Below are 18,195 nucleotides of genomic sequence, written 5' to 3' on the forward strand. Positions count from 1 at the left end.
CAAAGGGTGGCGCTGTGCCACCCTGTTTTTTTACTGTCCCTAAAACAATTCTTCTGAATAGCTATAAATTATCCCGCCGCGCTAATAACAAGCATGCGTTAATAACCGTAATACGTTAATCTAGCCGGGCTAAAATAATAAGAAATGGTTTATTGATGATATTCACGGAGAGGAAATGCGTAAATTTACGTTAAGCGCCTTGCTTGTTGCTGGTGCTTTTTTATTGTCTGCCTGTACGCCTGGCCCGCTCGGAACGCAGCGTTATCAGGCCTATACCGGTAGCGACGCGACAGTGGTCTACACCCAGGCTAATAAGGCTCATCAGGGGCTTTTTTATTTCCAGCGTTATAACAAAGAGGGCGACTGCTTTAATTCCGCCGAGATGATTTACATCAGCAATAATATGCTGGAAGGCGTTGTTGACCGGCTTTTTACCAGCCGTCTGAAAGGCGATCAATACTGGACATTAATCGTTCAGGATAATTCAAGCGGCAGGATGTGGATCCATGAGACCGCATTTTTCCTTGAAAAAGGAAAACACTATGTGGCAATCAGCTCCCGCGGCGCGGTCGAAATTCCGGCGGATTTGAATATCACCAGCCAGGACGATCTGGATAAAGTGTATGACCGTTATCAGGATAAACCGGCGAAACCGTGGAATTTACGCCGTGGCATCTGCAAGTCCTGGTTATCCAAAGCGATGGGATCGTAATCTCCTGAGCAAGCGGCGTTAAAACCGTATCTGCCAGATAAAAAAACAGGCCTTTCGCCATCACGAAAGGCCTGTTTGCATTGCGGGCTGGATTAGCGGTCGTCACCCGGACGACTTTCTTCCGGCAGCGGTGGTTTCTTACCGTTGTGTTTGTCGCGGTGTTTGTCATCCGGGCGCGGCGGCTTATCTTGCTTATGTTTCGGCGGCGGCGCATCGTGCGACGGTTTTTTATCACCGTTATGCTGCGGGCCATTTTGGTACTGTTCCGGCGGTAGCGGCGGATGTTCGTCTGCAAACGCCATCGAAGAGAAGCTCACCGCCAGAATGGCAGACACCAGTGCACTCTTTTTCATCTTTTTCATCCTTACTCGTTCTGTTGCGTGGCGACGATTTGACGATAAAAAAGTGAAGGGATTATGGAGCGTTACGCCTTCGGGATTATTCCTGGCGGCGCGGTGGAAGATAGCGCCAGTAAGGCGGTGAACCGAAACTCGCCAGTAAAAAATCGATCACCGTGCGGGTGTTAAGCGACGGGTATTTCCCGCCAGGGTAGAGCAACCACAGCGACTGCTGCGTTGCCGAATAACTGGCGGTAAAATCGGGCATGAGCGCCACAAGCTCGTTGCGATTCAGCATTTCACCCACTTGCCAGTCCGGGAAAAGTAATATTCCCGCATCACTCAGTGCGGCCTGTAACAGCAATTCCGCGTTATCGGAAACGATTTTGGCCTGCGGCGAAAACTGGACATATTTCTCTCCCCGCTGAAAACGCCAGCGCTGTAAACCGCTTTTCCCGCGATACGCCAGTAACCGGTGCGACTGCAACTCCTCTGGCGTGTTCGGTTGACCATAACGGCGCACGTAGGCGGGGGTCGCCACCAAATGGCACTGCTGATGCGCAATCAGCCGACCGTGCAACTCAGAATCCTGCAGCGCCGCGATACGCAGCAGCAGATCCGTACCGTCGGCAAACGGGTCGATATAGTCATCGTTCAGGTTCAGTTCGATATGCAGACGCGGATAGCGCTCGCTCAGTTCGCTGATTTTGGGGCCAATATGGCGCAGGCCAAACGAGATCGGCGCATTAAGGCGAATGCGGCCGACAGGCTCATCGCGACGCTCGTCCACCTGCGTTTGCGCGTCCGCAAGCTGCTGTAACATGGCGCGAAACGTGTCGGCATAGATATGACCCGCCTCGGTGGCAATCACCGCGCGCGTGTTGCGGTACAACAACTGGGTTTCCAGCGCCTGCTCCAGTTGCTGAACCACGCGCGACAGCGATGAGGCCGCCAGACCTTCATTGCGTGCGACTTCGGAAAAATTTCCCTCGCGAACAATGGCGAGAAACAGCTGCATTGAGCGGGCGCTAATTTGACTGAGCTTATTCATCTGTGCGTAATCCGCAAAGGTCCATGGCGCATTGTAGTGTTTTTGCGAACAGGTTTCATCGTTAAGCTACGCGAACAATTAATACGGAGAAGAATCATGAGCACTATAGTGAAAGCCTTCGATGAAACCGTCCGCCAGCGTTTTTCCGCCCGCGCATTTTTACCAACCCCGTTAACGGACGAGCAAATTCGGGACGTGTTGCAAGATGCGCAATATTCCCCGTCTAACTGCAACACCCAGCCGTGGCATGTGCATGTGGTTTCCGGTGAAACGAAAAATCGTCTTGGAAAAAGGATGACGGAAAACGATCTGCAAGGGCACCAGACGCCGGATTTCACCTTTTCTTATGATGATTTTCATGGCGACTATTTTGAGCGCGCTCATGAGCAAGCGCGGATTTATTACGAGGCGATAGGCGTGGCGCGTGAAGATAAAGCACAGCGCAAAGAGGCTTATCTGCGAAATTATCAATTTTTTAACGCGCCACACGCCGCTTTTCTGTTTATGCCGTCTTTTGGCGACAATATCCGCGTTGCCTCCGACATAGGCATGTATGCGCAGAGCTTTTTGCTGTCATTGACGGCGCGTGGTTTTGCCGGAATTCCGCAGACTTTACTGGGTTTTCACGCCGATATGATCCGCGAAGAACTCGGTGTTTCCGCTGATTATCGGCTGCTGTTCGGCATCTCGTTTGGCTATGCCGATATGTCTGCGCCCTCTGCGAAAAAACGCATGCCGCGGATTCCCGTTGAGCAAAGTGTGGTGATGCACGGGTAACGCCGTGGTGACCAGAGACGCTAATCATGAGCGTCTCTGGTCAGTGTTATGCCGCACAAAGCGCTCGGGCGCTTTGTTTCCACTCATCAACCTGATCGGGGTGCAGAAAGGAGAAATAAACGGTGGTGTTATCAGGCAGGATATTTTGCAACGCCTGCATGCAGTTGGCTTCGCAGGGGCGTAATTCGATATACACGCTGGTGATCGGCAACTGTTCATCGCCGTTGCCGGCGTTCTCAATGCGTCGTATCGCCGCAATCAGTGCCGCCATTTCGCCATGCAATTTTACCCAGTTATTGGTGTAAATATCCGGTGGCATCTCAATACGCATCTGGCTATTGCCAAAGGCGTAGCGGGAATTACCGCGCAGCGTGTATTCGACGGTGGCGCAGCACGATTCCGGGCCAAAACCATCTTGTTTAACCAACTTCTTTTTGTCTTCCAGCGTACGGCGAACAATCGGGTAACCCGACCGGAGATTGTAAGGCGTCTGAACGAGGTTAATCATTATTTCTCCCTAAACGCATGAAAAATCGCAGCTCTAATGTAAATTTGACAACAAAAAGCGTAGTGAACGATCCCGGAAATTTCTAGCCGGGATCGTGCGTTGCCCATGGCCATTTAGTGCGATTTAAACCCCGCCGCCGACATCAGAAGCCGGAACACCATACTGACCGCAAACAGTGCCAGCACGCTGCCTCCCCAGATTATTAGCATCCACATCAGGCGGTTAAAAAACGACTGTTTCATTAATGGTACCCCGCGCCATGTTGCACCTTGCCGCGAAACACGTAGTAACTCCACAAGGTATAAACCAGAATAATCGGGATGATCAGCAGGGCGCCGACCAGCATAAAGCCCTGGCTTTGCGGAGGTGCCGCGGCCTGCCACAACGTGATATCCGGTGGAATAATGTGCGGCCAGATACTGATGCCAAGCCCGCTAAACCCGAGGAAAATCAGCCCCAGCGTCTGCACAAACGGCAGCGTGTGGGAATCCGGGTTGCCGAGGCTGCGCCACAGCCAGGCACTCAGTACCACAACCAATAGCGGCACCGGCGAGAAGAAGTAGAGATTCGGCAAGCTGAACCAGCGATCGGCAATTGCGGAATGCGTCAGCGGCGTCCACAGGCTAATCACGGCAATCACCACCAACATCGCCAGCAACAGTTTTCTCGCGGCCTTGCGCATTTTCCCCTGCAACGGCTCTTCGCTTTTCATCACCAGCCAGCTCGCGCCGAGCAGGGCGTAAGTGATGACCAGCCCGACGCCGCAAAACAGGTTAAACGGTGTCAGCCAGTCGAGCGCACCGCCGCTAAACGTACGGCCCGTCACCGGAAAACCGTTCAGCACCGCGCCCACCACCACCCCCTGGGTAAAGGTGGCAAGCAGCGAGCCGGAGAGAAACGCTTTGTCCCAGAACGGCCGGTGCGCGGGTGTGGCTTTGAAGCGAAACTCAAAGGCCACGCCGCGAAAGATAAGACCGATCAGCATTAAGGTCAGCGGAATGGTCAGCGCATCGACAATCACCGCATAGGCCAGCGGAAACGCGCCGAATAACCCCGCGCCGCCGAGCACCAGCCAGGTCTCGTTGCCATCCCAGACCGGCGCGACACTGTTGACCATCACGTCGCGATCGTGAGCGTCACGCGTGACGGGAAACAGGATACCGATACCAAGGTCAAAACCGTCCATCACGATATACATCAGGGTGGCGAAGACGATAATGACAAACCAGATTAACGAAAGATCGATGCCCATTATTTATCCTCATCCGCCTGGAGATGTTCGCCCGCCGCCGACAGCGGTCGCGCCGGAGTACCTTGCGTGGCGTGCTCATCACGCTCCTGCGGCCCTTTGGTGATCAGCCGCACCATGTAGCTGTAACCCACGCCAAAAACGGAACAGTAGACAACAAAAAACGCCAGCAAACTGAGGCTCATTTGCAGATCGCCATGGGCGGAAACCGCATCGGCCGTACGCAACAAGCCGTATACCACCCACGGTTGTCGACCCACTTCTGTCGTAACCCAACCGGCAAGAATGGCAATCAACCCCGCAGGCCCCATCCATAGCGCGAAGTGTAAAAACGGTCGCGACTGATAGAGCCGGTCGCGAAAACGCAGCCATAGCGCCGCGACGCCCAGGCCAATCATCAGCACGCCAAGCCCGACCATAATGCGAAACGACCAGAAGACAATCGGGGAATAGGGGCGCTGATCTTTAGGGAAATCTTTTAGCGCCGGCACTTGCTTGTCGAGGCTGTGTGTCAGGATCAGGCTACCGAGCGCCGGGATCGCCACGGCATAACGCGTGCGCTCCTGCTCCATATCCGGCAGGCCAAACAGCAGCAGCGGCGTCGCTTCGCCGGGCGGGTTCTCCCAATGACCTTCGATGGCGGCAATTTTTGCCGGTTGATGTTCAAGCGTATTCAGCCCGTGCATATCGCCGACCATCGCCTGAATCGGCGCCACAACCAGCGCCATCCACATCGCCATAGAAAACATCTTGCGGATCGCGGGCGTATTATTGCCGCGTAACAGATGCCAGGCGGCAGACGCGCCGACAAACAACGCACTGCTTAAGAATGCCGCAATGGTCATGTGCATCAGCCGGTACGGGAAGGAGGGATTAAAGATAACCTTAAACCAGTCGACCGGCACCACCTGCCCATTTTCAACGATAAAGCCCTGCGGCGTATGCATCCAGCTATTGGACGCGAGGATCCAGAAGGTGGACATAATGGTGCCCAGCGCGACCATACAGGTGGCCAAAAAGTGCAGGCCAGGGCCGACTTTGTTCCAGCCAAACAGCATCACGCCAAGAAAACCTGCTTCAAGGAAGAAGGCGGTCAGCACTTCATAGGTCAGTAATGGCCCGGTAATGCTACCGGCGAACTGGGAAAAACCGCTCCAGTTCGTGCCGAACTGATACGCCATCACCAGCCCGGACACGACCCCCATACCGAAGTTAACGGCGAAGATCTTCGACCAGAAATGGTACAGCGTGCGCCAGTCCGGGTTGCGGGTTTTAAGCCACAAACCTTCAAGCACCGCCAGATAGCTGGCAAGGCCGATGGTAATTGCCGGAAAAATGATATGAAAAGAAACGGTGAAGGCGAACTGTATTCTCGCCAGGTAAAACGCGTCTAAACCGAACATGCACAACCCCAATGTCAATGTTGTGGCGTCAATGTTAATGAGCACAAGCGTGAACTTGCAGAAACAGATACAGGTAATTTTCGTATAACAGTTCCCTGTAAAGGGTATGGCAGGTTGCGGATTAGTCCAGACGAAGCGGTAACCTGTAACCATAACAGTGCGCATAATGGGCTGTTTTGTATAAACTGATATAGCAAGATGGCGCACTGCGTGCCATGATGTAGTCGTTTTGTTAACACGTGAAAAATCATGAAAAAATACCAGCGCCTGGCGCAGCAAATCGCAGAACAAATTGAGCTTGGGGTCTGGCGACCCGGAGAGAAGCTGCCGTCGCTGCGCGAGCAGGTCGTCAGCAGCGGGCTGAGTTTTATGACCGTCGGTCATGCGTATCAGTTGCTGGAAAGCCAGGGGCGGGTGATTGCCAGGCCCCAGTCCGGCTATTTTGTCGCGCCAGCGCCTGGCTTGCCGCGTGCGCCGGCGGCCAGGATCACGCGTGACGAAGCGGTGGACATCAATACCTATATTTTTGACGTGTTACAGGCCAGCTGCGATGCCTCGGTGCTGCCGTTTGGTTCCGCCTTTCCCGACCCCAAACTGTTCCCGATGCCGCAGCTCAACCGGTCGCTGGCAAAGGTGAGCAAAAGCGCCACTGCCATGAGCGTGATAGAAAACCTACCGCCGGGAAACAGCCAGTTGCGCCACGCCATTGCCAAACGCTATGCCCGCCAGGGGATGAACATTTCGCCGGATGAGATTGTTATCACCGCAGGCGCGCTGGAAGCGCTGAACCTCAGCCTGCAGGCGGTGACAGAACCGGGGGACTGGGTAATTATTGAAAGCCCCTGTTTCTACGGCGCGTTGCAGGCGCTGGAACGGCTGAAGTTAAAAGCGCTGTCGGTACCGACTGATGTAAAAGAGGGCATCGATCTTGAGGCGCTGGCGCAGGCATTAACTGACTATCCGGTCAAAGCCTGCTGGCTGATGACCAATGCGCAGAACCCGCTCGGGTTTACCTTAAGTGCTGCGAAAAAGGCGCAACTGGTCGCGCTGCTGGCACAACATAACGTCACGCTGATTGAAGACGATGTTTACAGCGAGCTTTACTACGGGCGTGAACAGCCGTTACCGGCCAAAGCCTGGGACACGCAAGACATGACGTTGCACTGTTCCTCCTTTTCTAAATGTCTGGTCGCCGGGTTTCGCGTCGGCTGGGTCGCGGCCGGACGCCACGCCAGGCGCATTCAGCAATTGCAATTGATGAGCACCTTATCCACCAGTTCACCGCTGCAACTGGCGCTGGTCGATTACTTATCGACACACCACTACGACGCTCATTTGCGCCGCCTGCGCAGACAGCTTGCCGAGCGCAAACATCTGGCCTGGCAGGCGCTGCTGCGGCATCTGCCGCCGGAAGTGAAAATCTATCGTAATGAGAGCGGCTATTTCTTATGGCTGGAGTTGCCCGCCGGGCTGGATGCTGGTGAACTGAGCCAGCAGGCGCTGGCGCACCATATCAGCATTGCGCCAGGGAAAATGTTTTCGACATCCGACAACTGGCGTTCGTTTTTCCGCTTTAATTGCGCCTGGGTCTGGGGCGATAAAGAGGAGCGGGCGGCAATGCAATTGGGTGAATTAATTCGCCAGATGATGAATTAACCGCACCCGTCTTTCTTATTTTCTGAATAACTTATTCTCCCGTTAAAAATAACGGCGGCGTAAATATGACGTGCGCTGTCATTATTTTCTGCGCTCCCGAACCTGGTATTCATAGGAAATGTGAATAGCAACACAGATTAACGGACGTTCGCTAACCCCTTGTCTATACTCCAAAAGAGCGCGCAGTAGCATTTTCATTGTTAACGCAATGCGTCATCTGTCACATCCTTGCGAAATTTCCGACGGGCCACATTCATACCGTCAGCGCGCCGTCTATTTTTATTAAGGGAGATATATTTACGGCAAGGCTGCCGCACTTTTTTCATTGCGACAGGAGTAGAAAATAATGAGCAAGAAATTTGCCCGCAGCAGCCTGTGTGCGCTGGGTCTGACCGTCATGACCGCACACGCGGCCGAACCAACCGAAGTGGGAAAGGGAGAAGGTCGGCTGGATATTATCGCCTGGCCCGGCTATATCGAGCGCGGCCAGACCGATAAGCAATATGACTGGGTGACCGCCTTTGAAAAAGAGACCGGTTGCGCGGTGAATGTGAAAACCGCCGCCACGTCCGATGAGATGGTGAGCCTGATGGCGAAAGGCGGCTACGACCTGGTGACCGCCTCCGGCGATGCCTCTTTACGCCTGATCATGGGGAAACGCGTCCAGCCAATAAACACCGCGCTTATTCCCAACTGGAAAACGCTTGATCCGAAGCTGGTCAAAGGCGAATGGTTTAATGTCGGTGGAAAAACCTACGGCACACCGTATCAGTGGGGGCCCAACCTGCTGATGTATAACACCAAAACGTTCCCGACGCCGCCGGATAGCTGGTCGGTGGTCTTTGTGCAGCAAAATCTGCCGGATGGCAAAAGTAATAAAGGGCGCGTGCAGGCCTACGATGGCCCGATTTATATCGCCGATGCCGCGCTGTTCCTGAAAGCCACGCAACCGCAACTCGGTATTGATGATCCGTACCAGCTTACCGAAGCACAGTATCAGGCGGTGCTGAAAACCCTGCGCGATCAGCATTTGCTCATTCACCGTTACTGGCATGACACCACGGTACAGATGAGCGACTTCAAGAATGAAGGCGTGGTGGCTTCCAGCGCGTGGCCTTATCAGGCGAATGCCCTGAAAGGTGAAAATCAGCCGATTGCCACTGTCTTTCCCAAAGAAGGGGTAACCGGCTGGGCGGATACCACCATGCTGCATGCCGACGCGAAACACCCGAACTGCGCCTATAAGTGGATGAACTGGTCGCTGACGCCAAAAGTGCAGGGCGATGTGGCGGCGTGGTTTGGTTCACTGCCGGTGGTACCGGAAGGGTGCAAAGCCAGCACCTTGCTGGGTGAAAAGGGCTGCGAAACCAACGGTTACAGCTTCTTTGACAAAATCGCCTTCTGGAAAACGCCGGTAGCGCAAGGCGGCAAATATGTGCCTTACAGCCGCTGGACGCAGGATTACATCGCCATTATGGGCGGCCGTTAACCTGCCAGGAGCGCGCTATGACCTATGCGGTAGAATTCCTGGATGTCGCCAGAGTCTATGGTGATGTCCGGGCGGTTGACGGCGTAACGTTCGCCGTCAACGACGGGGAGTTTTTCTCCATGCTGGGGCCATCCGGCTCCGGCAAAACCACCTGCCTGCGGCTGATTGCCGGGTTTGAACAGCTTAGCGGCGGTACCATTCGTATTTTTGGTCGCGAAGCCAGCGAGCTGCCGCCCTGGGAGCGGGACGTGAATACCGTCTTTCAGGATTACGCGCTGTTTCCGCACATGTCTGTTCTCGATAACGTCGCCTACGGGCTGATGGTGAAAGGCATGGACAAAAAACAGCGCCATGCCCGCGCCCGTGACGCGCTGGAAAAAGTGGCGCTCGGTTTTGTGCATGCGCGTAAACCCTCGCAGCTTTCCGGCGGCCAGCGGCAACGCGTCGCCATCGCCCGCGCGCTGGTAAATGAACCCAGAGTGTTATTGCTCGATGAACCCCTGGGCGCGCTGGATCTGAAGCTGCGTGAACAGATGCAACTGGAGCTGAAAAAGCTGCAACAGGATCTCGGCATCACCTTTATTTTTGTCACCCACGATCAGGGCGAAGCCTTGTCGATGTCCGACCGCGTGGCGGTGTTCAATAATGGTCGTATCGAGCAAATCGATACACCTCGCGAGCTTTACCTGCGCCCGCGCACGCCGTTTGTCGCCGGGTTTGTCGGCACCTCGAATGTGTTTGATGCGGCGCTTTCGGAAAAACTCTGCGGCATGAACGGGGTTTACTCGCTGCGACCGGAACATATTCGCCTGAATACGCCAGGGGAGATCGAAGCCAGCGCGGTGGTACAGGCAGTGCAATATCAGGGCGCAGCCACCCGCTTTGAACTGGCGCTGCCGCATGGAGAAAAACTGTTAGTCAGCCAGGCGAACCTCTCCGATGCGTTACTGCCGGAAACGCTGGCACCGGGCCAATCGGTGCGGGTTTCCTGGTCGCGCGAGGCGATGGTGCCGTTACAGGGCGCGGGGTGAAAGGATGATGAGTATTGCGCAACATTCGCCGCGCCGCGTCAATCTTAGCGCCATCTTCTGGCGCAAACCGGTGTACGGGCTGCTTTTGCTGCTGCTCGGCCCGCTGATGTGGTTTGGCATTGTCTATTTAGGTTCACTGCTCACGTTGTTATGGCAGGGGTTTTACACCTTCGATGATTTCACCATGTCGGTCACGCCGGATTTAACGTTCGCCAATCTGCTGGCGCTGTTTAATCCGGCCAATTACGACATCATTCTTCGTACCCTGCTGATGGCGCTATGTGTGACGGTAGCGAGCGCCATTCTCGCTTTTCCGATGGCGTGGTATATGGCGCGTTATGCGCAGGGCAAATGGAAAGCCTTCTTTTATATCGCAGTGATGTTGCCGATGTGGGCGAGCTACATCGTTAAAGCCTACGCCTGGACGTTGCTGCTGGCGAAAGATGGCGTGGCGCAGTGGTTTTTAAGCCATCTTGGGCTGGAGCCGCTACTTGCTGCGTTTTTGACGCTACCCGCCGTGGGCGGCAATACGCTCTCCACTTCAGGATTGGGCCGTTTTCTGGTGTTCGTCTATATCTGGCTGCCGTTTATGATTTTGCCGGTTCAGGCGGCGCTCGAACGCTTACCCCCGTCGCTGCTGCAAGCTTCAGCCGATTTAGGCGCCCATCCGCGTCAGACCTTCCGTTATGTGGTGTTACCGCTGGCGGTACCGGGCGTGGCGGCCGGTTCGATATTTACCTTTTCGCTGACGCTGGGGGATTTTATCGTGCCGCAGTTAGTTGGCCCGCCGGGGTATTTCATCGGCAATATGGTTTATTCGCAGCAAGGGGCGATTGGTAATATGCCGATGGCCGCCGCGTTTACCCTTGTCCCGATGGTGTTGATCGCCCTTTATCTGGCGTTTGTGAAACGCCTGGGAGCGTTTGATGCACTCTGAACGCGCACCGTTTTTGCTCAAAGTCGCCACCTGGGGCGGCGTCATCTTTCTGCACTTTCCGCTTTTGATCATCGCCATCTATGCTTTCAATACCGAGGATGCCGCGTTCAGCTTTCCGCCGCAGGGCTTTACGCTGCGCTGGTTTAGCGTGGCGGCGGCGAGGGGAGATATTCTCGATGCGGTGACACTGTCACTGCAAATCGCGGCGCTGGCGACGGCAATTGCCCTGGTTCTTGGCACACTTGCTGCAATGGCCTTATGGCGCAGCGAATTTTTCGGTAAAAACGCCATTTCCTTGCTGCTGCTGTTACCGATTGCTTTACCGGGAATTATCACCGGGCTTGCACTGTTGACCGCGTTTAAAACGGTCAATCTGGAGCCGGGCTTTTTCACCATCGTCGTGGGGCATGCCACGTTCTGCGTCGTGGTGGTGTTTAACAACGTGATTGCCAGGTTTCGGCGAACCTCCTGGAGCCTGGTCGAAGCATCAATGGATTTGGGCGCGAACGGCTGGCAAACCTTCCGTTATGTGGTGTTACCCAATCTGGGTTCGGCGCTCCTGGCGGGTGGCATGCTGGCGTTTGCGTTGTCATTTGACGAAATCATTGTCACCACGTTTACCGCAGGTCACGAGCGTACGCTGCCGCTGTGGTTGCTCAACCAGTTGGGGCGTCCGCGCGATGTGCCCGTCACCAACGTTGTGGCGTTGCTGGTAATGCTGGTGACGATGATTCCGATTCTGGGGGCCTGGTGGCTGACCCGTGATACCGACACGATTGCCGGAACCGGCAAATAACTGACCATGCTAAAAGGACTGAACTATGCAACATCAACTGTTTATCAATGGAGTACTGGTTAACGGCGAAGGTGAGAAGCAGCCCGTTTATAACCCGGCTACCGGTGACGTGTTGCTGGAGATCGCCGAAGCGTCTGCCGCGCAAGTCGACGCCGCCGTGCAGGCTGCCGATCGCGCGTTTGCCAGCTGGGGACAAACGACGCCTAAGGCGCGCGCCGAATGCCTGCTGCAACTGGCGCAGGTGATTGAGGATAATGCGGAAACTTTCGCCCGGCTGGAATCCCTCAATTGCGGTAAGCCTCTGCACTGTGTCCTGAATGACGAAATTCCGGCGGTAGTGGATGTGTTTCGCTTCTTCGCTGGCGCAGCGCGTTGCCTGAATGGGCTGGCGGCGGGCGAGTATCTGGAAGGGCACACGTCGATGATCCGCCGCGATCCGCTGGGCGTGGTCGCCTCGATTGCGCCGTGGAACTACCCGCTGATGATGGCGGCCTGGAAGCTTGGCCCGGCGCTGGCGGCGGGTAACTGTGTGGTGATCAAACCGTCGGAAATTACGCCTCTCACCGCGTTAAAACTGGCGGAACTGGCGAAAGATATCTTCCCGGCGGGTGTGCTGAATGTGTTGTTCGGGCGCGGCAGCACCGTGGGCGATCCGCTGACCGGCCATGAAAAAGTGCGCATGGTTTCCCTGACGGGCTCGATTGCCACTGGTGAACACATTATTGGTCATACTGCCTCGTCGATTAAGCGCACCCATATGGAACTCGGCGGCAAAGCGCCGGTGATCGTCTTTGACGATGCGGATCTCGATGCGGTGGTGGAAGGCGTTCGTACCTTCGGTTTTTACAATGCCGGGCAGGATTGCACTGCCGCGTGCCGTATCTACGCGCAAAAAGGTATTTACGACGCACTGGTAGAAAAACTGGGCGCGGCGGTCGCCAGCCTGAAAATGGGCGCGCCGGACGATGAATCGACAGAGCTTGGGCCGCTCAGTTCCGCAGCGCATCTGGCGCGAGTTAGCAAGGCAGTCGATGAAGCCAAAGCGCTCAGCCATATTCGTGTGGTGACCGGTGGTCAAAGGCATGAAGGCGCAGGCTATTATTACCCGCCAACGCTGCTGGCAGGCGCAAAACAGGAGGACGCTATTGTACAGCGGGAAGTATTTGGCCCGGTGGTGAGCGTCACGGTGTTTGATGATGAGGAGCAGGTGCTGAGCTGGGCCAACGATTCGCAATATGGCCTGGCGTCATCGGTGTGGACCAGGGATGTCGGTCGCGCGCATCGCCTGAGTGCGCGTCTGCAATATGGCTGCACCTGGGTAAATACGCATTTTATGCTGGTGAGTGAAATGCCTCACGGCGGGCAGAAACTCTCAGGTTATGGCAAAGATATGTCGCTCTACGGCCTGGAAGATTACACCGTAGTTCGCCATGTGATGATCAAACATTAATCCACAAATAAACGCCACGGACGGCGTTTATCGCGGTTATTTCCTTAGGAAACATGAGGTAAATCGCATAGTAAATTAAGTGTGTTGTTATTAATGAAAAACTGGTTTAATAATAGCCAGCCATCAGCGGAGTGGCGAAATAAAAACATTTAAATAAAACCGCACACAGACATTGCCCCGATTGGTTGTCACATGAATGTCATCAGCGCGAAAAATGGCAGTCATTACTGTGGGCAAGAATGTCTGGCTTTTAAAAAAATCAGGCAAGGAAAAAAGAGTAATGAGTAAAATCGTAGTCGTGCTCGTACCAGGGGGCGCGTCTGAATTTTTGACCGTTGAAGATGGCGAAACCTCGGTACAATGGGCAATAGCGGGGCTTGATGGCGGGTCGGCAAGTGCCAGCATGCCTATCGAAACCTACTATTGCGAAGGTGAAGAGTTTTATTTTGCCCGCGTTGAAAGTCTCGCGGGTAATGAAACGGCACCCTCCATGCTGAATTAAAAAATAAGGGCACATCAGAGCCCTTATTTATTTAACAATGCAATTAATTTGCAGGCTTACCTTTTCAGGAATACCTCATTTTCACGCGGTGCCCAATCTTTCTCTGAAAAATCATAGGTCGAGAAGGGCTCATCTTTTACACCCTGCGAACGCAGAACGGCGCGCACTTCCGCCGGCAGCGTTTCATCGCGGAATAATTCTGCCAGCACGAACATGGCATCAATAAACGAGAGTTGTTTTACTTCAAAGGGTTTCCAGCCGGTGCGTTTAAATATTAAATGATAAAGCGCCTCTTCACCCGCAAGGGGAACGAAGCTGCTGGCGTACTTTTCCCGGTGGCGAGAGAGCAACACTTCAAGGACGAATATCTGCGCGATGCGCTGCCGGGCCGCATTGCCCCGGGCGGTATCAGTGGTCATATCGACGTGCGTTATGTCATTGTTTTCACGCACCCGAACTTCTATGGCTTGCCACAGGTCGTCATATTTCTGCATAACCTTACCTTGTTTCATCTGATGTCTGCCTTGCCGGTAGACAATATCAGAGATGATCCCGGCTCGCCAAACTTCCCGACATTATTAGCGGCCGCAATAACACATCAGTTAATCCTTAAGTTAAATTACTGGATATATCGTTTCATTGCCCTTCGTCTACCACGCTGATGCGATGCCATGCGTTTGCAAACAGGAGACACAGGGCAACGCGGATTAACCTTGTTTTATTATTACTGCCCTCATCGTCAGCCATAAAGTGGCAATGTGCAGCTCAGCAAGCGTTGCCAGATACTGCAATTTATTTGCATTAACATCGTCCCCGAACGCATTGAAGCATCTTGCAAATACTGCTTTGCCCATAATGGTGAAAGCGATCAGATGTTTTATCTTTTTTATTGTCAGGCGACACGAAAAAATCAGCGGCTACATCAGAAAGAGAATGAATACCATCAGCAATCAACCCCTGCGTTACTGATAATATGCCACTAAGCATCCGCATAAGCGGTGAAAGAAAATTAATGTCAGCGCCGGCAGATGTTTTCGTGCACGGGCTGAACGTTACTGACACCCATTATCATTACGCATATGGCTGCTACGCGAAATAAAAAAAACAGATTTGGGATTATACTCAGGTGATCTTAATGTGATGTTAAGGCTGAGAGAATAAATTATCGGCTAACGCAGCTTTTTAATATCAGTAATGTATGAATTATTAATTATTGATTAACAGGAAAACCGCACAATGCATCTGGAACGACACAGTATCGGAACAGTGGGATGGTTAAGGGCGGCAGTGCTGGGGGCAAATGACGGTATCGTGTCTACAGCGAGTCTCGTACTCGGTATTGCCTCGGCGGGTACTCCATCATCAGGTATTTTGTTGGCGGGGATTGCCGGGCTTGTCGCGGGCGCAATGTCGATGGCAACCGGAGAATATGTCTCCGTTTCCTCCCAGACGGATACAGAAAACGCGGCTCTCGCCCAGGAAAAAAGGGAGCTGGTTGACGACTATGAGGGCGAAGTGCTGGAGCTGACTTCGTTGTACATTCAGCGGGGTCTGGAGCCTCTTCTTGCTCATCAGGTTGCACAGCAGCTTATGGCAAAGGATGCGCTGGACGCGCATGCCCGTGAGGAGCTGGGACTGACGGAAACCAATTCGGCACAACCTCTGCAAGCGGCCATTTTCTCGGCGCTGAGTTTTTCTGCGGGCGCGGTGTTGCCGTTGATTGTTGCATGGCTGGCGCCCGCAACACTGGTTTTTCCCTTCGTCATCCTTTCCACACTCTTTTCACTCACTCTCCTTGGCTATATCTCATCGATTGTGGGCAAAGCATCACCATTGAAAGCGATACTCAGAATCACTTTCTGGAGTGCCATGGCAATGGCTGTATCAATGGGCGCAGGCACACTTGCCGGCCATGTACTGGCTTAGAAGATCGTTTAATTCTCAGGAAAGATAAGCAATGAAAAAATATTCGGGTAGTCAGATAGCGTTACACTGGCTGGTTTTATTACTGATTGCGATAACGTACGCAGCGATGGAATTTAAGGGTATTTTCCCTAAAGAGTCTGCAGGACGTTACTGGATGGCTATTACTCATTACACGTGTGGCGTTTCTGTATTTATTCTGATGCTGGTCAGAATGATATTCCGGTTTGTTACGCCGGAGCCACCGGTTGTCCCACCTTTACCACAATGGCAGAAACTCAGCGCCACTGTTGTTCATTTTATTTTATATGCGCTTTTTATCGTACTTCCCCTTCTTGGTGTAGTTTCGCTCTATTTTGGGCAGAAAGAGTGGGTTTTCCTGTTTATTACAATGCCTGTAGCGGGCATTAAAAATACCTTTTTACAACACAGCCTGAAGGAAATTCACGAACTACTGGCTAACACCGGTTATTTCATCATTGGTATACATGCCGCGGCAGCCCTGATGCATCACTATATCTGGCGGGATAACACGTTAAAAAGAATGATGCCGGGGAAATTCAAGGATTAAGCAGGCGTCACGAAACCTCTTATTTGAGCAGACCCGAACGCTGGTGACACGCTATGCTGTTCAGCGCTTATCCGCGGCAGAGCAGGGCCTGCAATATCCTTCACTGGCGTCGCCAGATCGCTGGCTCGGCAGCTTTGCAGAAACTTGTAATGAGCGCTGTGTTGTTTCGTCCGGGACAACTGGGCAGTGCCTACCGCCTTAATACAGGCAAGATTTACCATGCATCTCTTTTTCTTCATACCGACATGTCGCAAGCGATTGCCAGCGCGCTTTGCCCCGAAACGTTTTGTCACTGACAAAATCAGCATTCTGTTCAGCAAATTACACGGTTGTGGCACAGCGGCGTGAAGCGTATTGGCAGGTCGAAGGCCGAGACAGTGATTACTGCTTCTTTCGAACTATCAGCCTGTTAAATCAAAGCTCGCCGCTACACCTTTCGTGGTAATCCTTATTCGACTTGATATATATCAATAAAAAGAGCATATTGCGTTCGTTTTGTTATTTCTGGGTTAATGTTTGTTATGTCGTTATACCAAAAAATGTTGGTTTTTTACTTTGTCATGGCGCTGATTTGCGCGCTGATTACCTGGTTTCTTTCTCATGATCGTAAACGTATTCGCCTGCTGAGCGCGTTTTTAGTGGGGTCGACATGGCCCATGAGCTTCCCGGTTGCGCTGTTATTTTCCATATTCTAAATTTTGCCAGCAAAGCGTGACGGCGAAAGCGATAACGCCTTGAAAATTAGTGCAACATGTTAGGCGGATGTTTTACCTAAGGACAGGAGACAGACGTTGGAACTCTACACCAAACTGCTTATTTTCTACGTTGTCATGGCGGTGTTATGCGCCGTGGCAACCTGGTTTCTCGCCAAAGATAGCCGCAAAATCCGCCTGCTTAGCGCTTTGTTAGTCGGTGCGACCTGGCCCATCAGTTTTCCCGTCGCGTTACTTTTTTCTCTCTTTTAATCGTGTCCTTGCCATAATGCTGTGATACTGTATATAAAAACAGTATTGCAGCAGAGAGGGCAGGTATGGACAGTCTCTATTCACTCCACGCGCAGGCGCAGGTGCGCTGGCACGCGTTACCGGGCAAAGGCGATCCGGTGGTTTTTATTCATGGTCTGGGCTGCGCGTCTTCGTACGAATACCCGCGCATCGTCGCCGATCCGGCGTTTGCTGGCAGGTGCGCCATTCTTATCGATTTGCCGGGCTACGGTTACAGTGAACGTCCGGCGAGCTTCTCTTATCGCACCAGCGATCAGGCGCAAGTGGTGATTGAACTGCTGGATCATCTTGGGCTCGACGCATTCTGGTTATACGGCCACAGCATGGGCGGCAGTATCGCCATTGAAGTCGCTTCGCGTATCCCGCAGCGTGTCAACGCGCTGGTCGTATCTGAACCTAATTTTCACGCCGGTGGCGGGGCGTTTAGCCGCATTATTGCGGCCCAGGATGAGGCCGATTTTGTCACCTGCGGCTACGCGGCGATGCTGGCGCAGGAAAAAACCGCCTGGGCCGGAAGCCTGCAAAGCAGCGCGCCCTGGGCAGTATGGCGCGGCGCGAAAAGCCTGGTTGATGGTATTGAGCCGTCGTGGATGTCGTTATTTGCCCGGTTTCCGCGCCCTAAAACGCTGATTTTTGGCGAGCTGTCACTACCTGATAACGATGCCGACAGTGTGCTGCAACAAGGGATTGAGCTGCGCATTATTCCGCGAGCCGGTCATTCCATGTCTGACGAACAGCCAGCCTTACTGGCACAGTCATTAGCGGCATTTATTGCGGAACATGAGTAAAAAGAAACCC

The 18,195-nt window shown here is 53.4% G+C and carries 22 protein-coding genes; 15 read left to right on the top strand and 7 right to left on the bottom strand.

The annotated features are described in order from the left end of the window. Nucleotides 1–175: 175 nt before the first annotated feature. A complete protein-coding gene (locus AAIG26_RS02355; RefSeq protein WP_016495976.1) occupies nucleotides 176–712 on the top strand; it encodes a hypothetical protein in 537 nt (178 codons plus the stop codon). Nucleotides 713–804: 92 nt separating this feature from the next. Here AAIG26_RS02355 and AAIG26_RS02360 read toward each other — a convergent pair whose 3' ends face one another. Beyond that, a complete protein-coding gene (locus tag AAIG26_RS02360; RefSeq protein ID WP_343179532.1) occupies nucleotides 805–1,065 on the bottom strand; it encodes a hypothetical protein in 261 nt (86 codons plus the stop codon). Nucleotides 1,066–1,150: 85 nt separating this feature from the next. Beyond that, nucleotides 1,151–2,101, bottom strand: coding sequence for a LysR family transcriptional regulator (locus AAIG26_RS02365; RefSeq protein WP_343179533.1), 951 nt, complete (start codon nucleotides 2,099–2,101; stop codon nucleotides 1,151–1,153). A gap of 96 nt (nucleotides 2,102–2,197) precedes the next feature. Between AAIG26_RS02365 and AAIG26_RS02370 the strand changes: the two genes are divergently transcribed. After that, entirely contained in the window at nucleotides 2,198–2,878 is a 681-nt protein-coding gene (locus AAIG26_RS02370) for a nitroreductase (RefSeq protein ID WP_343179534.1), read from the top strand. A gap of 46 nt (nucleotides 2,879–2,924) precedes the next feature. On the opposite strand, the gene AAIG26_RS02375 is transcribed toward AAIG26_RS02370, so the two are convergent. From AAIG26_RS02375 to AAIG26_RS02390, 4 genes are all read right to left on the bottom strand, one after another. After that, the gene (locus AAIG26_RS02375; RefSeq protein ID WP_269231037.1) at nucleotides 2,925–3,386 is read right to left on the bottom strand and encodes a hypothetical protein; all 462 of its coding nucleotides are present in this window, start codon (nucleotides 3,384–3,386) and stop codon (nucleotides 2,925–2,927) included. A gap of 113 nt (nucleotides 3,387–3,499) precedes the next feature. Next, nucleotides 3,500–3,628, bottom strand: coding sequence for a DUF2474 domain-containing protein (locus AAIG26_RS02380; RefSeq protein WP_016495981.1), 129 nt, complete (start codon nucleotides 3,626–3,628; stop codon nucleotides 3,500–3,502). Further along, entirely contained in the window at nucleotides 3,628–4,638 is a 1,011-nt protein-coding gene (gene cydB, locus AAIG26_RS02385) for a cytochrome d ubiquinol oxidase subunit II (protein WP_097406681.1), read from the bottom strand. The genes AAIG26_RS02380 and cydB overlap by 1 nt, the downstream gene beginning before the upstream one ends. After that, nucleotides 4,638–6,038, bottom strand: coding sequence for a cytochrome ubiquinol oxidase subunit I (locus AAIG26_RS02390; RefSeq protein WP_097406682.1), 1,401 nt, complete (start codon nucleotides 6,036–6,038; stop codon nucleotides 4,638–4,640). The genes cydB and AAIG26_RS02390 overlap by 1 nt, the downstream gene beginning before the upstream one ends. A 249-nt stretch (nucleotides 6,039–6,287) precedes the next feature. Between AAIG26_RS02390 and AAIG26_RS02395 the strand changes: the two genes are divergently transcribed. From AAIG26_RS02395 to AAIG26_RS02425, 7 genes are all read left to right on the top strand, one after another. Next, entirely contained in the window at nucleotides 6,288–7,694 is a 1,407-nt protein-coding gene (locus AAIG26_RS02395) for a PLP-dependent aminotransferase family protein (protein ID WP_343179535.1), read from the top strand. Nucleotides 7,695–8,040: 346 nt separating this feature from the next. Next, on the top strand, nucleotides 8,041–9,183 hold the full coding sequence (gene ydcS, locus AAIG26_RS02400; protein WP_097406684.1) for a putative ABC transporter substrate-binding protein YdcS: 1,143 nt from the start codon (nucleotides 8,041–8,043) through the stop codon (nucleotides 9,181–9,183). Between the two features lie 17 nt (nucleotides 9,184–9,200). Next, nucleotides 9,201–10,214, top strand: coding sequence for an ABC transporter ATP-binding protein (locus AAIG26_RS02405; RefSeq protein WP_343179536.1), 1,014 nt, complete (start codon nucleotides 9,201–9,203; stop codon nucleotides 10,212–10,214). Between the two features lie 7 nt (nucleotides 10,215–10,221). After that, nucleotides 10,222–11,151, top strand: a complete 930-nt coding sequence (locus tag AAIG26_RS02410) for an ABC transporter permease (RefSeq protein ID WP_343180308.1) — start codon at nucleotides 10,222–10,224, stop codon at nucleotides 11,149–11,151. Next, on the top strand, nucleotides 11,141–11,947 hold the full coding sequence (locus tag AAIG26_RS02415) for an ABC transporter permease (RefSeq protein WP_016495988.1): 807 nt from the start codon (nucleotides 11,141–11,143) through the stop codon (nucleotides 11,945–11,947). The genes AAIG26_RS02410 and AAIG26_RS02415 overlap by 11 nt, the downstream gene beginning before the upstream one ends. A gap of 25 nt (nucleotides 11,948–11,972) precedes the next feature. Next, nucleotides 11,973–13,397, top strand: coding sequence for an aminobutyraldehyde dehydrogenase (patD, locus tag AAIG26_RS02420; RefSeq protein WP_343179537.1), 1,425 nt, complete (start codon nucleotides 11,973–11,975; stop codon nucleotides 13,395–13,397). 280 nt (nucleotides 13,398–13,677) lie between these two features. After that, nucleotides 13,678–13,899 carry a hypothetical protein gene (locus AAIG26_RS02425; protein WP_343179538.1) on the top strand — a complete coding sequence of 74 codons (222 nt, stop codon included), beginning with the start codon at nucleotides 13,678–13,680 and terminating at the stop codon, nucleotides 13,897–13,899. A 56-nt stretch (nucleotides 13,900–13,955) separates the two neighbouring features. On the opposite strand, the gene AAIG26_RS02430 is transcribed toward AAIG26_RS02425, so the two are convergent. Continuing rightward, nucleotides 13,956–14,393 (bottom strand): hypothetical protein, encoded by a 438-nt coding sequence (locus AAIG26_RS02430; RefSeq protein WP_044489647.1) that lies wholly within the window; start codon nucleotides 14,391–14,393, stop codon nucleotides 13,956–13,958. A 742-nt stretch (nucleotides 14,394–15,135) separates the two neighbouring features. On the opposite strand from AAIG26_RS02430, the gene AAIG26_RS02435 reads away from it, so the two are divergent. The 6 genes from AAIG26_RS02435 to AAIG26_RS02460 all read left to right on the top strand — a co-directional run bounded on the left by AAIG26_RS02435 (nucleotide 15,136) and on the right by AAIG26_RS02460 (nucleotide 18,185). After that, nucleotides 15,136–15,825 carry a VIT family protein gene (locus AAIG26_RS02435; protein WP_016495992.1) on the top strand — a complete coding sequence of 230 codons (690 nt, stop codon included), beginning with the start codon at nucleotides 15,136–15,138 and terminating at the stop codon, nucleotides 15,823–15,825. A gap of 31 nt (nucleotides 15,826–15,856) precedes the next feature. Beyond that, the gene (cybB, locus tag AAIG26_RS02440) at nucleotides 15,857–16,393 is read left to right on the top strand and encodes a cytochrome b561 (RefSeq protein WP_343179539.1); all 537 of its coding nucleotides are present in this window, start codon (nucleotides 15,857–15,859) and stop codon (nucleotides 16,391–16,393) included. A gap of 53 nt (nucleotides 16,394–16,446) precedes the next feature. After that, nucleotides 16,447–16,689, top strand: coding sequence for a hypothetical protein (locus AAIG26_RS02445; RefSeq protein WP_343179540.1), 243 nt, complete (start codon nucleotides 16,447–16,449; stop codon nucleotides 16,687–16,689). Nucleotides 16,690–16,914: 225 nt separating this feature from the next. Further along, nucleotides 16,915–17,088, top strand: a complete 174-nt coding sequence (locus tag AAIG26_RS02450) for a GhoT/OrtT family toxin (protein ID WP_071925283.1) — start codon at nucleotides 16,915–16,917, stop codon at nucleotides 17,086–17,088. Nucleotides 17,089–17,184: 96 nt separating this feature from the next. Further along, entirely contained in the window at nucleotides 17,185–17,358 is a 174-nt protein-coding gene (locus AAIG26_RS02455) for a GhoT/OrtT family toxin (RefSeq protein ID WP_017456865.1), read from the top strand. 65 nt (nucleotides 17,359–17,423) lie between these two features. Continuing rightward, a complete protein-coding gene (locus AAIG26_RS02460; protein WP_343179541.1) occupies nucleotides 17,424–18,185 on the top strand; it encodes an alpha/beta hydrolase in 762 nt (253 codons plus the stop codon). Nucleotides 18,186–18,195: the final 10 nt, after the last annotated feature.

Source organism: Kosakonia sp. PSU_27 (assembly GCF_039409795.1).
Lineage (GTDB): Bacteria > Pseudomonadota > Gammaproteobacteria > Enterobacterales > Enterobacteriaceae > Kosakonia.

Coding starts and splice junctions, on each gene's coding strand:
- cydB (WP_097406681.1), bottom strand. CDS start 4,638: ATGGGCATCGATCTTTCGTTAATCTGGTTTGTCATTATCGTCTTCGCC.
- cybB (WP_343179539.1), top strand. CDS start 15,857: ATGAAAAAATATTCGGGTAGTCAGATAGCGTTACACTGGCTGGTTTTA.
- AAIG26_RS02390 (WP_097406682.1), bottom strand. CDS start 6,038: ATGTTCGGTTTAGACGCGTTTTACCTGGCGAGAATACAGTTCGCCTTC.
- AAIG26_RS02360 (WP_343179532.1), bottom strand. CDS start 1,065: ATGAAAAAGAGTGCACTGGTGTCTGCCATTCTGGCGGTGAGCTTCTCT.
- patD (WP_343179537.1), top strand. CDS start 11,973: ATGCAACATCAACTGTTTATCAATGGAGTACTGGTTAACGGCGAAGGT.
- AAIG26_RS02415 (WP_016495988.1), top strand. CDS start 11,141: ATGCACTCTGAACGCGCACCGTTTTTGCTCAAAGTCGCCACCTGGGGC.
- AAIG26_RS02410 (WP_343180308.1), top strand. CDS start 10,222: ATGAGTATTGCGCAACATTCGCCGCGCCGCGTCAATCTTAGCGCCATC.
- AAIG26_RS02380 (WP_016495981.1), bottom strand. CDS start 3,628: ATGAAACAGTCGTTTTTTAACCGCCTGATGTGGATGCTAATAATCTGG.
- AAIG26_RS02450 (WP_071925283.1), top strand. CDS start 16,915: ATGTCGTTATACCAAAAAATGTTGGTTTTTTACTTTGTCATGGCGCTG.
- AAIG26_RS02365 (WP_343179533.1), bottom strand. CDS start 2,101: ATGAATAAGCTCAGTCAAATTAGCGCCCGCTCAATGCAGCTGTTTCTC.
- ydcS (WP_097406684.1), top strand. CDS start 8,041: ATGAGCAAGAAATTTGCCCGCAGCAGCCTGTGTGCGCTGGGTCTGACC.
- AAIG26_RS02460 (WP_343179541.1), top strand. CDS start 17,424: ATGGACAGTCTCTATTCACTCCACGCGCAGGCGCAGGTGCGCTGGCAC.
- AAIG26_RS02395 (WP_343179535.1), top strand. CDS start 6,288: ATGAAAAAATACCAGCGCCTGGCGCAGCAAATCGCAGAACAAATTGAG.
- AAIG26_RS02425 (WP_343179538.1), top strand. CDS start 13,678: ATGAGTAAAATCGTAGTCGTGCTCGTACCAGGGGGCGCGTCTGAATTT.
- AAIG26_RS02370 (WP_343179534.1), top strand. CDS start 2,198: ATGAGCACTATAGTGAAAGCCTTCGATGAAACCGTCCGCCAGCGTTTT.
- AAIG26_RS02405 (WP_343179536.1), top strand. CDS start 9,201: ATGACCTATGCGGTAGAATTCCTGGATGTCGCCAGAGTCTATGGTGAT.
- AAIG26_RS02430 (WP_044489647.1), bottom strand. CDS start 14,393: ATGCAGAAATATGACGACCTGTGGCAAGCCATAGAAGTTCGGGTGCGT.
- AAIG26_RS02445 (WP_343179540.1), top strand. CDS start 16,447: ATGCTGTTCAGCGCTTATCCGCGGCAGAGCAGGGCCTGCAATATCCTT.
- AAIG26_RS02375 (WP_269231037.1), bottom strand. CDS start 3,386: ATGATTAACCTCGTTCAGACGCCTTACAATCTCCGGTCGGGTTACCCG.
- AAIG26_RS02435 (WP_016495992.1), top strand. CDS start 15,136: ATGCATCTGGAACGACACAGTATCGGAACAGTGGGATGGTTAAGGGCG.
- AAIG26_RS02355 (WP_016495976.1), top strand. CDS start 176: ATGCGTAAATTTACGTTAAGCGCCTTGCTTGTTGCTGGTGCTTTTTTA.